This is a genomic window from Mycobacterium sp. NGS61 (genome assembly GCF_059812325.1).
Genome location: NZ_JCALCL010000012.1, coordinates 124104 through 139099 on the forward strand (window position 1 = coordinate 124104; position 14996 = coordinate 139099).

Annotated in this window: 18 protein-coding genes; 7 read left to right on the top strand and 11 right to left on the bottom strand. The window is 68.2% G+C overall.

The features are described 5' to 3' along the window. Nucleotides 1-14 precede the first annotated feature (14 nt). Together typA and AC5Y3Z_RS21620 are read right to left on the bottom strand one after the other, a co-directional pair. Nucleotides 15-1904 carry a translational GTPase TypA gene (gene typA, locus AC5Y3Z_RS21615; protein ID WP_463826749.1) on the bottom strand — a complete coding sequence of 630 codons (1890 nt, stop codon included), beginning with the start codon at nucleotides 1902-1904 and terminating at the stop codon, nucleotides 15-17. Between the two features lie 152 nt (nucleotides 1905-2056). Next, entirely contained in the window at nucleotides 2057-2440 is a 384-nt protein-coding gene (locus AC5Y3Z_RS21620) for a (deoxy)nucleoside triphosphate pyrophosphohydrolase (RefSeq protein WP_463826750.1), read from the bottom strand. 26 nt (nucleotides 2441-2466) lie between these two features. On the opposite strand from AC5Y3Z_RS21620, the gene AC5Y3Z_RS21625 reads away from it, so the two are divergent. After that, a complete protein-coding gene (locus AC5Y3Z_RS21625) occupies nucleotides 2467-2751 on the top strand; it encodes a 4a-hydroxytetrahydrobiopterin dehydratase (RefSeq protein ID WP_463826751.1) in 285 nt (94 codons plus the stop codon). Nucleotide 2752: 1 nt separating this feature from the next. On the opposite strand, the gene AC5Y3Z_RS21630 is transcribed toward AC5Y3Z_RS21625, so the two are convergent. Continuing rightward, nucleotides 2753-4003 carry a mannosyltransferase gene (locus tag AC5Y3Z_RS21630; RefSeq protein WP_463826826.1) on the bottom strand — a complete coding sequence of 417 codons (1251 nt, stop codon included), beginning with the start codon at nucleotides 4001-4003 and terminating at the stop codon, nucleotides 2753-2755. A 203-nt stretch (nucleotides 4004-4206) separates the two neighbouring features. Here AC5Y3Z_RS21630 and AC5Y3Z_RS21635 point away from each other — a divergent pair, with 203 nt between their 5' ends. Continuing rightward, nucleotides 4207-4953, top strand: a complete 747-nt coding sequence (locus AC5Y3Z_RS21635) for a hypothetical protein (protein WP_463826752.1) — start codon at nucleotides 4207-4209, stop codon at nucleotides 4951-4953. A gap of 49 nt (nucleotides 4954-5002) precedes the next feature. Then, a complete protein-coding gene (locus AC5Y3Z_RS21640; protein WP_463826753.1) occupies nucleotides 5003-6040 on the top strand; it encodes an Rv1157c family protein in 1038 nt (345 codons plus the stop codon). Nucleotides 6041-6079: 39 nt separating this feature from the next. Here the strand turns inward: AC5Y3Z_RS21640 and AC5Y3Z_RS21645 are convergent, their stop codons facing one another. The 4 genes from AC5Y3Z_RS21645 to AC5Y3Z_RS21660 form a co-directional block, all read right to left on the bottom strand. Next, a complete protein-coding gene (locus tag AC5Y3Z_RS21645) occupies nucleotides 6080-6226 on the bottom strand; it encodes a hypothetical protein (RefSeq protein WP_063892814.1) in 147 nt (48 codons plus the stop codon). Beyond that, complete coding sequence (locus AC5Y3Z_RS21650; RefSeq protein ID WP_463826754.1) at nucleotides 6223-6816, bottom strand: HhH-GPD-type base excision DNA repair protein; 594 nt, start codon at nucleotides 6814-6816, stop codon at nucleotides 6223-6225. Before AC5Y3Z_RS21650 ends, AC5Y3Z_RS21645 begins: the two co-directional genes overlap by 4 nt. A 116-nt stretch (nucleotides 6817-6932) precedes the next feature. Continuing rightward, the gene (locus AC5Y3Z_RS21655) at nucleotides 6933-7106 is read right to left on the bottom strand and encodes a DUF5302 domain-containing protein (protein ID WP_463826755.1); all 174 of its coding nucleotides are present in this window, start codon (nucleotides 7104-7106) and stop codon (nucleotides 6933-6935) included. A gap of 10 nt (nucleotides 7107-7116) precedes the next feature. After that, complete coding sequence (locus AC5Y3Z_RS21660; protein ID WP_463826756.1) at nucleotides 7117-7560, bottom strand: PPOX class F420-dependent oxidoreductase; 444 nt, start codon at nucleotides 7558-7560, stop codon at nucleotides 7117-7119. Nucleotides 7561-7602: 42 nt separating this feature from the next. Here AC5Y3Z_RS21660 and AC5Y3Z_RS21665 point away from each other — a divergent pair, with 42 nt between their 5' ends. Both AC5Y3Z_RS21665 and AC5Y3Z_RS21670 read left to right on the top strand, forming a co-directional pair. Next, nucleotides 7603-8118 carry a DUF1697 domain-containing protein gene (locus tag AC5Y3Z_RS21665; RefSeq protein WP_463826757.1) on the top strand — a complete coding sequence of 172 codons (516 nt, stop codon included), beginning with the start codon at nucleotides 7603-7605 and terminating at the stop codon, nucleotides 8116-8118. Further along, nucleotides 8115-8954, top strand: coding sequence for a class I SAM-dependent methyltransferase (locus AC5Y3Z_RS21670; RefSeq protein WP_463826758.1), 840 nt, complete (start codon nucleotides 8115-8117; stop codon nucleotides 8952-8954). The genes AC5Y3Z_RS21665 and AC5Y3Z_RS21670 overlap by 4 nt, the downstream gene beginning before the upstream one ends. On the opposite strand, the gene AC5Y3Z_RS21675 is transcribed toward AC5Y3Z_RS21670, so the two are convergent. Then, nucleotides 8932-9297: an Rv1152 family transcriptional regulator gene (locus AC5Y3Z_RS21675; protein ID WP_463826759.1), complete on the bottom strand. Its 366-nt coding sequence runs from the start codon at nucleotides 9295-9297 to the stop codon at nucleotides 8932-8934. The two genes, AC5Y3Z_RS21670 and AC5Y3Z_RS21675, sit on opposite strands and share 23 nt — an antisense overlap. Before the next feature lie 37 nt (nucleotides 9298-9334). Between AC5Y3Z_RS21675 and AC5Y3Z_RS21680 the strand changes: the two genes are divergently transcribed. Continuing rightward, the gene (locus tag AC5Y3Z_RS21680; RefSeq protein WP_463826760.1) at nucleotides 9335-10048 is read left to right on the top strand and encodes an NAD-dependent deacylase; all 714 of its coding nucleotides are present in this window, start codon (nucleotides 9335-9337) and stop codon (nucleotides 10046-10048) included. Nucleotides 10049-10227: 179 nt separating this feature from the next. Next, complete coding sequence (locus tag AC5Y3Z_RS21685; protein WP_463826761.1) at nucleotides 10228-11085, top strand: endonuclease domain-containing protein; 858 nt, start codon at nucleotides 10228-10230, stop codon at nucleotides 11083-11085. A 75-nt stretch (nucleotides 11086-11160) separates the two neighbouring features. Here AC5Y3Z_RS21685 and AC5Y3Z_RS21690 read toward each other — a convergent pair whose 3' ends face one another. The 3 genes from AC5Y3Z_RS21690 to AC5Y3Z_RS21700 are packed head-to-tail and all read right to left on the bottom strand — an operon-like array spanning nucleotide 11161 to nucleotide 14844. Then, nucleotides 11161-11793 carry a class I SAM-dependent methyltransferase gene (locus AC5Y3Z_RS21690; protein ID WP_463826762.1) on the bottom strand — a complete coding sequence of 211 codons (633 nt, stop codon included), beginning with the start codon at nucleotides 11791-11793 and terminating at the stop codon, nucleotides 11161-11163. Then, nucleotides 11790-12491, bottom strand: coding sequence for a TetR/AcrR family transcriptional regulator (locus AC5Y3Z_RS21695; protein ID WP_463826763.1), 702 nt, complete (start codon nucleotides 12489-12491; stop codon nucleotides 11790-11792). Before AC5Y3Z_RS21695 ends, AC5Y3Z_RS21690 begins: the two co-directional genes overlap by 4 nt. Then, nucleotides 12484-14844 carry an MMPL family transporter gene (locus tag AC5Y3Z_RS21700; RefSeq protein ID WP_463826764.1) on the bottom strand — a complete coding sequence of 787 codons (2361 nt, stop codon included), beginning with the start codon at nucleotides 14842-14844 and terminating at the stop codon, nucleotides 12484-12486. Before AC5Y3Z_RS21700 ends, AC5Y3Z_RS21695 begins: the two co-directional genes overlap by 8 nt. Nucleotides 14845-14996 lie beyond the last annotated feature (152 nt).

Here is a 14996-nt window from a genome sequence, read left to right on the forward strand (position 1 = left end):
GAGCAGCACCCGGTTTAACCCCGAGCCTTCGCGCGCGACCGCGAGCGGGCCCGGGATGTCGCATCCAGTTCTACTTTGCGGACCCGGACGATCTCCGGGGTCACCTCGACGCATTCGTCGGCCGCACAGAATTCCATGGCCTGTTCCAGGTCGAGTTCCAGCGGCCTGGCCAGTGTCTCCATCACGTCGGCGGTCGAGGAACGCATGTTCGTCAACTTCTTCTCGCGGGTGACGTTGACGTCGAGATCCTCAGCGCGCGGATTGATCCCGACGACCATGCCTTCGTAGGTGTCCTGGCCCGGTTCGACGAAGAACTGGCCGCGGTCGGCGAGTTGCAGCATGGCGAACGGGGTGATGGTGCCGGTGCGGTCGGAGACCAGCGACCCGGTGTGCCGGGCGCGGATCTCGCCGGCCCAGGGCCGGTACCCGTCGAACACGGCGTTGGCGATGCCGGTGCCGCGGGTCAGGGTCAGGAAGTCGGTGCGGAAGCCGATCAGACCCCGGCTGGGCACGATGAAGTCCATCCGGACCCAACCGGCGGCGTGGTTCTTCATCTCCTCCATCCGGCCTTTGCGCCCGGCCATCAATTGGGTGATGGCGCCGACGAATTCTTCGGGACAGTCGATGGTCATCGCCTCGAACGGCTCGTGCAGCTTGCCGTCGATGGTGCGGGTCACTACCTGGGGCTTGCCGACGGTGAGCTCGAAACCCTCCCGGCGCATCTGCTCGACCAGCACCGCCAACGCCAGCTCACCGCGGCCCTGCACTTCCCAGGCGTCGGGCCGGCCGATGTCGACCACCCGGATGGAGACGTTGCCGACGAGTTCGGCGTCCAGGCGGTTGCGGACCATGCGGGCGGTCAGCTTGTGCCCGGAGACCTTGCCGGCCAGTGGCGAGGTGTTGGTGCCGATGGTGACCGAGATCGCCGGTTCGTCGACGGTGATGCGCGGCAACGCGTGCGCGTGGTCGGGGTCGGCCAGCGTGTCGCCGATCATGATCTCGGGCAGCCCGGCCACGGCGACGATGTCCCCGGCCACCGCCTCGCTGGTGGCACTGCGCTCGACGCCCTCGGTGGCCAGCAGTTCGGTGATCTTCGCGTTGGTGATGACCGGCAGTCCGTCCACCTCGCGCATCCACGCCACCTGCTGGCCCTTGCGCAGCTTGCCGTTGTAGATGCGCACCAGCGCGAGCCGGCCTAGGAAGGCTGACGCGTCCAGGTTGGTGACCAGGGCCTGCAGCGGCGCCTCGGGGTCACCGGTCGGAGCGGGGACGTGTTTCTCGAGGACTTCGAACAGCGGATCCAGGTTGGTGCCGTCCGGAACCTGTCCGTCCAGGGGTTGGGTGGTGCTGACGACCCCGGCCCGCCCCGATGCGTACAGCGTCGGCAAACCCAGCGCATGTTCGGCGGCGGCGGCGGCCTCGTCGTCGAGGTCGGTGGCGACATCGAGCAGCAGGTCGTGGCTGGCTTCGACCACTTCGGCGATGCGCGCGTCCGGCCGGTCGGTCTTGTTGACGACGAGGATCACCGGCAGATGCGCGGCCAGTGCCTTACGTAGCACGAACCGCGTCTGCGGCAACGGCCCCTCGGACGCGTCGACCAGCAGCAACACCCCGTCCACCATGGACAGTCCGCGTTCCACCTCGCCACCGAAGTCGGCGTGACCGGGGGTGTCGATGACATTGATTACGGTGACCGTCCCATCCGGACCGTGGCGGTGCACGGCAGTGTTCTTGGCCAGGATGGTGATGCCTTTTTCCTTCTCCAGGTCACCGCTGTCCATGATGCGTTCCTGGGTGTCGTCGCCGCGGTGGGTCAGGGCGCCGGACTGCCGCAGCATCGCATCGACCAGGGTGGTTTTGCCGTGGTCGACGTGAGCGACGATGGCGACGTTACGGAATGGCACGTCGGTGATTGTGGCAGCGGGGCTCGCGGATAGCGAACTGGGTGAGGCCTGGATGGGCTGATTGTCAGCCGATTCACTCTGCGGCCAAGGCGGAGAAGTGCGAGTTCAAGACGCCCCCAGCGCAGAATCAGCGCTGGGAAAGAGGTCGCGGGTCAGAGCGCGCGGGCCAAGTCGGCCAGCCAGGCGCGGTCGGCCGGCACCCAGTCGACGTCGGGCAACTCGTCGGCGGTCACCCACCGCAGCGCCTGGTGGTCGTGGGCGCGCGGTTCGCCACCGAGCAGCCGGACCCGGTAGGCCCGCAGCGTCGTCGCCGCATTCACGGTGATGTCTTCGCCCAGGCGCTCGACGACTGCCACGTCGACCCCGAGCTCCTCACTCAACTCGCGCACCAGCGCATCGGGCTCGGTCTCGCCGGGTGCCACCTTGCCGCCGGGCAGTTCCCAGCGTCCCGCCAACTCCGGTGGTCGATTGCGCTGCGCCACCAGCAGAGTCGCGTCGCGGATCAGGGCTCCCGCTACGACGATCTGGTTTGGCATGGGCAGTGAGGGTATACCTACGAGCCATGGCTGTGTTATCCGACGAGCAAGTAGACGCCGCACTTCCCGAGCTCAACGGCTGGGAACGGGTCGACGGCACCATCCGGCGGGCCGTGAAGTTTCCGAAGTTCCTGGACGGTATCGACGCGGTACGCCGGGTGGGCGAGCACGCGGAAGCCAAGGACCATCACCCGGATATCGACATCCGTTGGACGACAGTCACTTTCGCCCTGGTGACGCACGCCGAGAACGGCATCACCCAGCACGACATCGACATGGCGCGCGATATCGACGGGATCGTCGGCGACTGACTCAGCGATCGCCCGGCTGCGCGGGTGCGGGCGCCTCGGTTGACGTGCGGCGCGTCCCGGCGATCCAGACCAGCGTCACCATCGCGGCCACCGGGTAGACCAGGCCCGCCCACGCCAGATACCACGGCCGGCTGATCACCCAGATCGTCGGCTGGGCGAAGCTCAGCAGCCAGGGCACGCCGATGACGGTGAGTACCAGCCAGCCCCACCCGAGGATCTTCGCCCCCGGCCGTTCCCCTAGCGGCCCGTGGATCAGCCAGATCATCAACGGCACCAACCAGACCCAGTGGTGCGTCCAGGAAATCGGTGACAGCAGCAACCCGAATATCTCCACTACCAGCAACCTGCCCAGCTGGTCGGCGGCCGCCAACGCCCGCCACGCCAGGACCGCGACCAGGGCCGTCACCGCGATGGCGATCAGCACCAACGGCCCGTAACCGGCGTCGTAACCCAGGATCCGCGAGATGGCGCCGCGCCAGGACTGGTTGAACGACGTCGCGACCGGCCCGATCCGGTGCGCGTCGCCCAGCAGGTCGGTGAAGTAGTAGCGGGCCTGGTCGCCCACGATCAGTAGCGACACCCCGACCGTCGCCAGGAAAACGATCGCCGAGAACAGCGCCGCCGCCCACCGACGCGCACCCAGCAGGTACAACCCGGCCACCGCGGGAGTCAGCTTGACGCCGGCCGCAAGCCCGACCAGCAGGCCCGACCACCACCACCTGCTGGTGCACACCGCCCACAACACGGCAAGGACCAGGAAGACGTTGATCTGCCCGTAGTCGAAGTTGCTGCGCAGCGGCTCGATCCAGATGGCGGCCGCAGTCCACAGCATCGCCGCGCGCCGGTCTGCAGCCACCCCGAGCAACCGTTGGCTCAGCCGCACCACGCCATAGAGCGCCGCCACGGTCGCGGCCTGCCACAGGAAGGCCAGTACCCCAAACGGCAGGACATGCAGCGGGTAGAACACCACCGCAGCAAACGGTGGATAGGTGAAGGGCAGCGGAAAGTCGGGGGTCTGATCGGCGTAGACGTAGCTGTACAAGGTGCCGGGGTGGTTCAGAGCCGAGGCGCCTCCCACGTATACGTGCAGGTCGACGAAGTTCGCGCCGTGCGGGGCCAGGTACGTCCAGCCGAATCGCGCGCCGACGCTGAAGATCAGCGCCAGCGGTGCCAGCGAAGCGACCCATCGCCGGTTGGTGGGCATTGCCGCCGGGGCGGCCGAAGTGGTGTCTATCCGCCCGACTTTAGTCAGCGCACCATTCTGCGGGTGTGGCGCCGCGTTGCATCACGGCGGCGTAACGAATCCCAGGTGGCCGGTCACTGCTGCCACTCGTATCAGTAACGATCCCGTAAATGCCACACGTGTCACTTGAGTCACTTCTGTACCAGGCTAGCTTCGTCCACAGGGGCCTCCGGGGGCCTGCTGAAGCCAGTTGAAGACAACCAGGGAGAGTCATGCCATCCATTTGGACCTACGCACGGGCCGCCGCCGTTCTGGTCGGTTCGTCCGCCGCACTACTGACCGGCGGTATCGCCCACGCCGACCCCGCGCCGGCGCCGGCGCCGCCCAACATTCCTCAGCAGCTGATCGCTTCGGCCGCCAACGCCCCGCAGATTCTGCAGAACCTCGCCACCGCTCTGGGCGCCACCCCGCCGTTGGCGCCGGCGACGTCGCCGGCTCCGCAGGGTGTGCTGCGCGCACCGGACCCGGCGCCCGCCGCTCCGGGCGGGTTGAGCCTGCCCGCGGTGATCCCGGGTCAGGCCGCACCCGCACAGGCCGCACCCGCACCTGCCGCGCCCTCACCCGGGACGGTCCCGACGATTCCCGGGGTGAATGCACCGATCCCAGGGATCGGCGCTGCGCCTGCTCCCGTGGCACCTGCCCCGGCCAGTGTCCCGTCCATTCCGGGCGTCAACACGCCGCTGCCGTCCCTCGCCGCGCCGGCGGCTGCCGCCCCAGCCCCGGCCGCTGTGCCGGGCATCCCCGGTGTGACGTCGCCACTTCCGGGTTTGAGCGCTCCGGCGGCGGCTCCGGCTGCACCCGCGGCGTCGCTGCCCGGGCTGGCGTCGTCACTTCCTGGACTCGCTGGCGCGATTCCGGGTCTGAGCGGAGCGATTCCGGGGTTGTCGGGCGCCGGGGCACCCGCCGCCGCCGCGCCCGCGGCAGCAGGTCCGCAGACCCTGCTTGCGGCGCTGCCCTGAATCCTGTCCGCCGACGGCTGACCAACTACTGAAAACCGGGAGAAACACCGTGGCAAGCACTTGGAGTCTGTCCAGAGGTTTGGCCGCAGTCGTCGTCATATCGGCTGCCGCGTTCGCACTCAGTCCGAGCGCGGCAGCCGACCCGGCGGCACCGCCGACCGACCCTGCCCAACAGCTACCTGGGCTGCCGGCGTTGACCCAGTTGAGTCCGATCATTCAGCAAGCAGCCAGCGACCCGACCCAAGCCACGCAACTGTTGATGGCCGCGGCGCAGGCGTTCACCCGCAACCCGGCGGCACCCGCCGAATCCAAGAACGTCGCGTCGTCGGTCCATCAGTTCGTGGCCGAACCGGCCGTGCCGGCGGCCAACCCCGCCGAGTCCGGTCCGGTGCCGCACGTCCCCGCGCCCGGGGTGGTGCCCGGCGTCCCGCAGCACCTGCCGGCCGGCGTCGATCCCGTCTACGCCGCGGGCCCGCCACCGGTGGGCGAGCCGGTCAATCCCCGTCCGGTGTCGCCACCGCTGCCCGGACCCGCGCCGGTCCGTGCCGAGGTCCCGGCACCGAGTGCACCACCGGCCGCACCCGCACCCGTCGCCGCTCCGGCGGCCGCCGCGGCCACACCCGCACCCGCCCCTGCCCCGGCAGGCGCCCCCGCTCCCCCGCCGGGTTTCGGCCCGGACACCCCGCCCACCCAGGACTTCATGTATCCCTCGATCGGCACCAACTGCCTGGGTGAGGGCTCGAACGCCCTGGCCACGGCGCTGTCGGTGGCCGGTCCGGCCGCCATCCCGACGCCGGGCCCGGCGGCAGGCCAGACCGCCTACGTCTTCACCGCGGTCGGCACCCCGGGACCCGCCGAGGTGCAGCGGCTGCCGTTGAACGTCACCTGGATCAACCTCACCACCGGCAAGTCCGGCAGCGCCACGCTCAAGCCGCGCACCGACATCAACGGTGAGGGGCCGACGACGCTGACCGCGATCGTCGAGACCGGTTCGGGCAGCATCATGTCGACGATCTTCGGCCAGGTGACGACCAAAGACCGGCAGTGCCAGTTCATGCCCACCATCGGCACTACGGTCGTGCCCTAGCACGCAACCGCCTTCGCCAGGCGGCGCGGGGACCTGCAGCTAGTAGGCCATGAACAAGATCGCGTCGCGGTCGTAGTCCAACCCCGGGTGCACGCTGGCCAGGTGAGCCTGGGTCAACTCCACCAGCTCGTCCTCGTCCTTGCCGACGATGGCTTCACCGCACGGACACGTAATGTGCGTCTTCACTTGGCCGCCTTTCCTGTTGCGTTCTCTTTGGCCGCAGCTTTCATCTGCTTCTTGTACGACCGCACCCGGCCGAGCGACTCGGCGTCGAAGATGTCGGCGACCGACAGATGGCTGCCGGCCTTGCCGTACTCGCCCGCTGCAGCCCGCCAACCCGTCGGCGTCACGCCGTACTGCTTGCCGAGCAACGCCAGAAAGATCCGCGCCTTCTGCTCGCCGAAACCGGGCAGCGCCTTCAGGCGCTTCAACAGTTCCTTGCCGTCGGGGTCCCCGGCTTGCCACACCGCTGCCGCGTCACCGTCGTAGCGGTCCACGATGATCTGCGCCAACGTCTGGATCCGCTTTGCCATCGAACCCGGAAACCGGTGTATCGCAGGCTTTTCCGAGCACAGCGCGGCGAACTTGTCTGGGTCGTAGTCGGCGATCTCGGCGGCGTCGAGGCCACCCATCCGGTCGGCGATCTTCTTGGGGCCGGCGAAGGCGACCTCCAGCGGAATCTGCTGATCGAGCAACATGCCGACGAGCAACGCGAAGGGATTCTCGCTCAGCAGGCCGTCGGCGGCCGGCTCCTGGGCAAGCTGCAGCTTCGGCACGAGCTCAGTCTAGAACTGCACGGGCGCAACACCACAGGCTGACCGCGATCCGACGTCGACCCCGCCGTGAGTGCACCAGGACCATCTTGTCGGACAACAGCTTTCGCGGAGCCTGACTAGCCGCTCTTGCGGCGGAATTCCCGACGATTGCCGACGGCACCGTGCGCCCGTGCCTGCTTACCGCTGCCATCCTTGTGGTCAGATCCCCCCGCCGACTTCGCGGACTTGCGTTCCAAGGCTTCCCGAAACTTGCGCTTGGTCTCGTCCTCCGGGGATTGCGATTCAGCCATGCTCGGCAGCCTATCGCTTGCCGGGCGGCATCCCGTACACGTGCGAGATCGGCAACGTCAGCAGCACCCGCCGGTCGGTGACCATAGTTTCGCGGTATTCGTCCCAGTCCGGGTGTTCACCGGCGATGTTGCGGTACAAGCTGATCAACGCCTCGACCGTGGCGTCGTCGGGCGCGGCGGCCGGCGGGGTGAGTTCGGCGACGCCCTCTGCGACGGCGTAGGACCAGCCGTCGTCGGCGTCGACCAACAGCGAGGCGCGCGGATCGCGACGCAGGTTGCGCGTCTTGGCCCGCGGCTCGGTGACCGAGACCTGCAGCAGCAGCTGCCGCGGGTCGAAGTGGTACTGCACGTTGGACAGCTGGGGACGCCCGTCGCGTTTGATGGTGGCCAGCACCCCAATCGAATTGCAACTGATCACGGCAAGCAGCTTGTCGTCGAAGACTTGACGCCCCATGCCGAAAGCCTACGTCCGATACCGGCCTGGTGAAATTGAGCCATGACCAAGTACGCGGCATTCTTGCGGGGCGTCAACGTCGGCGGCGTCAATCTCAAGATGGCCGACGTGGCCGCGACCCTGACCGAAGCCGGGTTCGAGAACGTGCGAACCATCCTGGCCACCGGCAACATCCTGCTGGAGTCGTCGGCCGGGGTCGCCGCCGTGCGTGAGAAGGCTGAGGCCGCCCTGCGCGAGAGGTTCGGGTACGAGGCGTGGGTGCTCGCGTACGACATCGACACCGTGCGCGCCATCGACGAGGCGTACCCGTTCGAACGCGAGCGCGACGGGTACCAGTCCTACGTCACGTTCGTCAGCGACGCCGACATCCTCGACGAACTCGCCGACCTCGAGCCCGTCCCGAAGGAGCAGATCAGCCGCGGCGACGGCGTCATCTACTGGCAGGTGCCCAAAGGCAGCACCCTGGACAGCACCATCGGCGCGACCATGGGCCAGAAGCGCTACAAGTCGTCGACCACCAGCCGTAATCTGCGCACCCTGGGCAAGGTGCTCAGGTGAGCCAGCAGCCGCACCAGGTGACGCTCACCGGTGTCTCGGAAACGGCGCTGCTGACCCTGAACGCCAGAGCCGGCGAAGCGCGCCGCCCCGACGCCATCATCGAGGACCCGATGGCGGTGACCCTGGCGGATTCCATCGACTTCGACTTCGCCAAGTTCGGCCGCACCGGCCAGGACATCGCGCTGCGGGCGCGGGCCTTCGACAGAGCGGCCCAGGAGTATCTCAGTACCCACCCCTCGGCCACCGTGGTAGCGCTGGCCGAGGGTCTACAGACCAGCTTCTGGCGGCTGCAAGCCGCTCTGCCTGACAGTCAATTCCGTTGGCTCACGGTCGATTTAGCGCCGATCGTGGATATCCGACGGCAGCTGCTGCCGGCGTCGCCGCGGGTGTCGGCACTGGCTCAGTCGGCGTTGGACTACAGCTGGATGGACGCGGTGGACCCCACCGACGGGGTGTTCGTCACCGCTGAGGGGTTGCTGATGTATCTGCAACCCGAGCAGTCGATGGAACTGATCACCGAATGCGCCAAGCGGTTCCCCGGCGGTCAGCTGATCTTCGATGTGCCGCCGCGCTGGTTCAGCCTGTTCACCCGGGTGGGCCTGCGGACGTCGTTGCGCTACAAGGTTCCGGAGATGCCGTTCAGCCTGTCGGTGGCGCAGGCCGCCGACCTGGTCAACACGGTGCCGGGGGTGAGCGCGGTACATGACGTGAAGCTGCCACCCGGGCGCGGCCGGGTGCTCAATGCCGCCATGTCGACGGTCTACCGGGTGGGCCTGTTGGACTCGTTGCGGCCCAACATCACTCTGCTGGAGTTCAGTCGTCCGGGACGTTCGTGAGGTAGCGCATCGCGTCGTTCTTGGTCAGCCCCAGGGCGTGGGCCACGTCGACGTACTCTTTGGCGGCGGCGGCCATCGCGGCGTCGGTCGGATCGAACCGGGAGATGAAAGTGCCGAACCGCCCGCGCGTTTCGACGACGGCCGCGGACTCGAGTTCGCGGTAGGCGCGGGCCACGGTGTTGGCCGCCACGCCGAGCTGGCCGGCCAGCTCGCGCACGGTCGGCAGCCGGGTGCCCGGCGGCAGCGAACCGGCCCTGACCCCGTCGATCACCTGGGTTCTGAGCTGGTCGAACAGGGGCTTGCCCGCCTTGACGTCGACCCTCAGCAAATCGCGCAGTTCCACAGTCCCAGTATTGCCCACGCGCAGCTATGTTTGTGGGATGCGAGTGGCGGTGCTGAGCGGCGCGGGCATTTCCGCGGAGAGCGGGGTGCCGACGTTCCGGGACGACAAGAACGGTTTGTGGGCCCGCTTCGATCCGTACGAATTGTCCAGCGTGCAGGGCTGGGAACGTAATCCCGAGCGGGTGTGGGGCTGGTATCTGTGGCGCCACTACCTGGTGGGTGGCGTCCAGCCCAACGACGGTCACCGGGCGATCGCGGAGTGGCAGAACCATGCCGACGTCACCGTCGTCACCCAGAACGTCGACGACCTGCACGAGCGCGCCGGTAGCGCCCGGGTGCACCACCTGCACGGCAGTCTCTTCGAATTTCGTTGTGCGCGTTGTGGTTCACGGTATGAGCAGCAGCTGCCGGTGATGACCGAAGCCGCGATCGAAGTGGAGCCGCCGGTGTGCCACTGCGGGGGGCTGATCCGGCCCGACATCGTCTGGTTCGGTGAGGCGCTGCCGCAGGGGCCGTGGCGGCACGCGGTGGAGGCGACCGAGAACGCCGACGTGGTGGTGGTCGTCGGCACCTCGTCCATCGTCTACCCGGCCGCCGGCTTGCCCGAGCTGGCCATATCGCGCGGCACCCCGGTCATCGAGGTCAACCCCGAGCCCACACCGTTGAGCAGCAGCGCCACCCTGAGCCTGCGTGAGTCGGCGAGTACGGCGCTGCCCGGGCTGCTGGAACGCCTCCCGGCGCTGCTGAACTAGAGCCTGGGCGCGTCGAACCTGCACTGGAGGCGCCGACCCTGTACTCAGGCCGTCGGCTGGGCCGGGATAGCGCCCTCACTACAGGCTCGGCTGCGCACAGATCCAGGTTGGTGCACAGCAGCGCGTTCGCCGGGCTCATTCGGTCAGGCACCATCCTTCGAAGGCGTGATCCTGCCGTGATGACGAACTCGGAATCCTCCCCCTTCATCGGCAGCGAAGCGATAGCCTCCGGCCGGCTGCGGCGGTGTCAACTGCGGTCTCGGTATCGCGCGGCGCTGCCCGACGTCTACGTCGAGCGTGATGCAGTGTTGACGCTGCGGCAGCGTACCGAGGCGGCATGGTTGTGGTCGCTCCGCCGAGGCGTAGTGGCCGGGCTGAGTGCTGCAGCCTGGCACGGCTCGCGATGGGTGGACCAGCAATCGCCGATCGAATTGATCTGGCGAAACACCCGACCACCACGTGGTATCCGCACCTACGACGTGCGCCTTAGGTCCCAAGACCACTCGGTGGTTGCCGGGCTCGCTGTCACGACGCCGCGACGCACCGCATTCGACATCGGTCGACGCAAGCCACTCGGCACGGCGGTAGCTCAGCTGGATGCGCTGCTGCGGGCCACCGCCGTCACCGTCGAGGACGTTGACGCCATAGCGCAACAGCACCGCGGCGCCCGCGGACTGAGGCAACTGGAAGCGGCGATGCAGCTGGTGGATGCCGGTGCGCAATCGCCCCGAGAGACCGCGCTGCGGTTGTTGCTACTCCGGGCAGGCCTGCCCCGTCCCACTACCCAGATACCGGTGACCACCGACCGGGGGCAGCTGTACTACCTCGACATGGGTTGGCAGCACCTGATGGTCGCCGTTGAATACGACGGGGAACATCATCGCGTCGATCGTTGGCAGTACACCAGAGACAACCATCGGCGCGAAGCGTTGGAGCGGCTCGGCTGGATCGTTATTCGGGTGACAGTGACCGATAGTCCGAACCAGATCGTCGCGCGAGTGCGCGATGCGCTGAACTATCGGGCGGCGAGCCTGTAATGGTGACGCCGACGCGGTACCCAGGCCGTCCGTGGGTCCGAAAACACGGCCTCACTACAGGCTCGGCGCAATGAGTCAGGCCCGCCGCGCCCGGCCCAACGCCAACTCCGAGACCGGCAGCGGCGCCCAGGCCGGCAGCGTCCACTCCCGGCGCGACGTGTACACCTCGAACCCGGCGTCGACGATCGCCTGCTCGGTATCGCGGTGGGTGTGACAGTTTCCGAACAGCTTCGGCCAGAGGGTCGCGTCGGCGACCCGCTGCAGGCGACCCCGGCCGCCGGTACTGGCGATGTGCTCCAGGAACCGCAGCTCCCCACCGGGCCGCAGCAACGAATGCAGCCGGCGCAGCACGCCGGTCTGATCGTGCACCGAGCACAACACCAGCGAGCAGACGACCGCGTCGAACGTCTGCCCGTCGTCGAGGTCCTCGGCCGTCTGATCGGTGACGAGCACCGAGACCGGTGCATCCGCAGCCGCCGCCCGGGCCCTGGCCACCAGCCGTGGCTCGGGTTCGGCGGCGACCACCTGGGTCACGGTGTCGGGATAGTAGGCGAAATTCGTGCCGCAGCCGGCGCCGACTTCCAGCACCCGGCCCGAAAGCCCGGCCAGATTCTCCCGACGCAACGCGCGCACCGCTTCGGCTTCGTGGGCGGCGAACACCGGCCACACCCGGGCGAAAAACGGGTTCTGCACCTTCGCGGCCGTCATGACCGCTCCCGCGCACGGTGTCCCAGCACCCACTCCGCCGACTGCTGGGGGCTGGCACCCGCGCCGACGATCCCGGCCACCAGATGCCCGCACAGCACCGTGGCCAGCACCCGGTCGGCGAATGCGTCGATGTCACCGAACGGCAGATGCGGCTTGGCGATCAGGATCGCTGCCAGCCCGTGCATCGCGGCCCACATTTCCAGCGCGATCACGGTCGGATCGTCGGCCCGGTACACGCCCTCGTCCATCAACGTCTGCACCGACGCGCGCAGGTGCTTGAACGCCGCGCTGTCCAACGCCATATCGACGTTGCTGCCCGAGCGCCACTCACCCATGGTGGCCAACCGGTACAGCTCCGGGGTGTGCAGCGCGAACCGCACGTAGGCCCGCCCTTGCGCCCGCAGCACCTCGACGGCGGACGGCTGCCCGACGACGGCATGCGCCATCTCGTCGTCGAGCCGGTCCAGGTAGTGCGCGCACACCGCGTCCAGCAGTGCGTCCTTGTCCTTGAAATGCAGGTAGATCGACGGCGACGTGACGCCCACCCGCTCGGCGACCGAGCGGATCGAGACCGACCGGGCCTGGCCGGTTTCGAGCAACAGATCGGTGGCCGCAGCCAGGATTTCGTGGCGCAGCCGATCCCCCAGCCCGCGGGGAGCGCGCCGGCGGCGCAGTCCGCCCACCGCCACGTCAACCATTGCGGGTCACCGAGGCGTGGATCTCGCGGCCGTTGTTGCCGGGCTGAGCCGCGGCCGGGCCGGCGTCCGCGACCGCTGCGTCCCGAGCGGCACCGGTCTGCTCGGCGGCACCGCCTTCGCTGATCCCGAACCGCTCGTGCAGCCACACCAACGGCTTGGGGGCCCACCAGTTCCAGCGGCCCATCACATGCATGAAGGCCGGCACCAGGACCATTCGCACCAGGGTGGCGTCGGCGATCACGGCGAGCGTCAAGCCCAGACCGAACATCCGCATGAACGACACGTGGGCGGCAATCAGCGCCGCGAACGACATCGACATGACCAGCGCCGCCGCGGTGATCACCCGGCCGGTGCGGGCCACCCCGCGTGCCACACTCTCGTCATTGGCGGCGTGCGCCTCGGCGGGGGTCGGCGTGGCCGGTCTGGCCGCCCCGGACGCCAGCCAGTATTCGCGGATCCGGGATACCAGGAACACCTCGTAGTCCATCGAGAGTCCGAATGCGATACAGAACAACAGCACCGGCATGTTCGCGACCAGGGTGCCGCTGGGGGTCGTCCCGAGTGCGCCGAGATGACCGTCCTGGAAGATCCACACCAGCGCGCCGAACGCCGCGGTCAACGACAGCATGTTCAACACCAGGGCTTTCACCGGTAGCACCACGCTGCCGGTGAGCAGGAACAGCAGCACGACCGTGACCCCGGCCATCAGGCCGAGTACCAACGGCAGGCGGTCGGTCACCGCGTCGACGCTGTCGCGGTTGACCTGTGCGACGCCGGCCATCTCGACCACCCGGTCGCCCGGACCGGCCACCTGGTGCAGCCGTTTGAGTTGGGTGTCGGAGGCCTGCGAGAACAGCGGCGCGGTGCTGCTCACGGTCAGCAAGGCGCTGCCGCCGGACATCCCGGTGGCGCCGCCGGGCGGGCCGGCGGGTTTACCTGCCACGAAGGAACCGGTCGGGGCCGCTACCGCCGCCACGTCGGGAACCTGGGACAGCGCCGCGGCGTAGGCGCTCAGGTCGTCGGGATTCAGGCCGCGGGCATCGGGCACGACGATCGGCACCGCGGTGGCCGAATCACGCGCGAAGTTGGTGCGCAACTGGTCGCCGACCTGATGCGACGACGCCGACGTCGGCAATACCCGGTCGTCGGGAAAACCCCACTTCACCGAGAAGAACGGCAACCCGAGCAGCAGCAGCAATGCCACCACCGCGCCGCCGAGTGGCAGCCAGCGGCGCATCACCAGCTTGCTGGACCGGTACCAGAACAGCTGCTCGACCGGCTTGTGCACCGGTTCGGGGCGACGGAAAACGCGGCGCAACAGCCGTCGCACGTCGAGTGCGTCGATGCGCGAACCCATCAGCACGATGGCGGCGGGGGTGACCACGATCGAGGCGGTCGCCACGAAGGCCACGGTCGCAACGCCCGCGTAGGCGAAGGATTTGAGGAAGTACATGGGAAACAGCACGGTCGCCGCCATCGACAGCGCCACCGTGACCGCCGAGAAGATCACGGTCCGGCCGGAGGTGGCCATCGTGCGGATCAACGCCTGCTCGCTGTCGCACCCGTCGGCGAGTTCGTCGCGGTATCGGCTGATGATCAACAGCGTGTAGTCGATGGCCAGGGCCAGGCCCAACGCGGTACTCAGGTTGAGCGCGAAGATCGACACCTCGGTGGCGAAGGTGACCAGCCGCAGCACCGACATCGACCCCACCACGGCCAGCGCGCCGAGGGCCATCGGCAGCGCCGCGGTCAGCAGTCCGCCGAACACCCAGACCAGCACCAGGAAGCTGAACGGAATCGCGATCATCTCCATGACCAGCAGGTCGGCCTGGTTCTGTTTGTTGATCTGTGCGTATTCCATCGCCGAACCGCCGGCCTCGACCTTGACGCCGTCGCGATCGTGCACGATGCGGTCGGCGAGGGTCTGGGCGTTCTTCTGCGCGTCGTTCTCCCCGCCTTTGAGGTTGACGACGATCAGTCCTGCCCGACCGTCCTTGCTGACCAGTTCGGTCGCGGCGGCGGGCGGCGCGGTCCACGGCGACGTGGCGTTGTACACCAGCGGAGATTGTTTGAGTTCGTCGACGATCTCCGTGCCGACCTTGCGAGCCTGCTCGCTGTCAGCCCCGCCGGGGGCGGTGACCAGGATCAGCATCTGCTGGCCACTCTGCCCGAACTTGTCGGTGAGCACCGCGATAGCGCGCGCGGACTCGGAGTTCGGGTCCTGAAAGCCGCCCGGCGACAGACTGTTCGCGACCGGGATGCCGAAGATCGCCGCGGCGATGAAAACCAGGACGGCGATGCCGATGATGCGTCGTGGTGCCGCGATGGCCAGCCGGGCGATTCCCTGGAGCATGTCGATGTCCCTCCGTGGCTGCGTAAGCCACCCCGCCCGGACCCCGCACTATACTCCGCGAAAACTTAGCAACGTTAACTTACGAGTGTCAAATAGGACTCGGCGCCAGCGACGACTGCAGCTATCCGACGGTTCATCGGGTGCCGTATTGG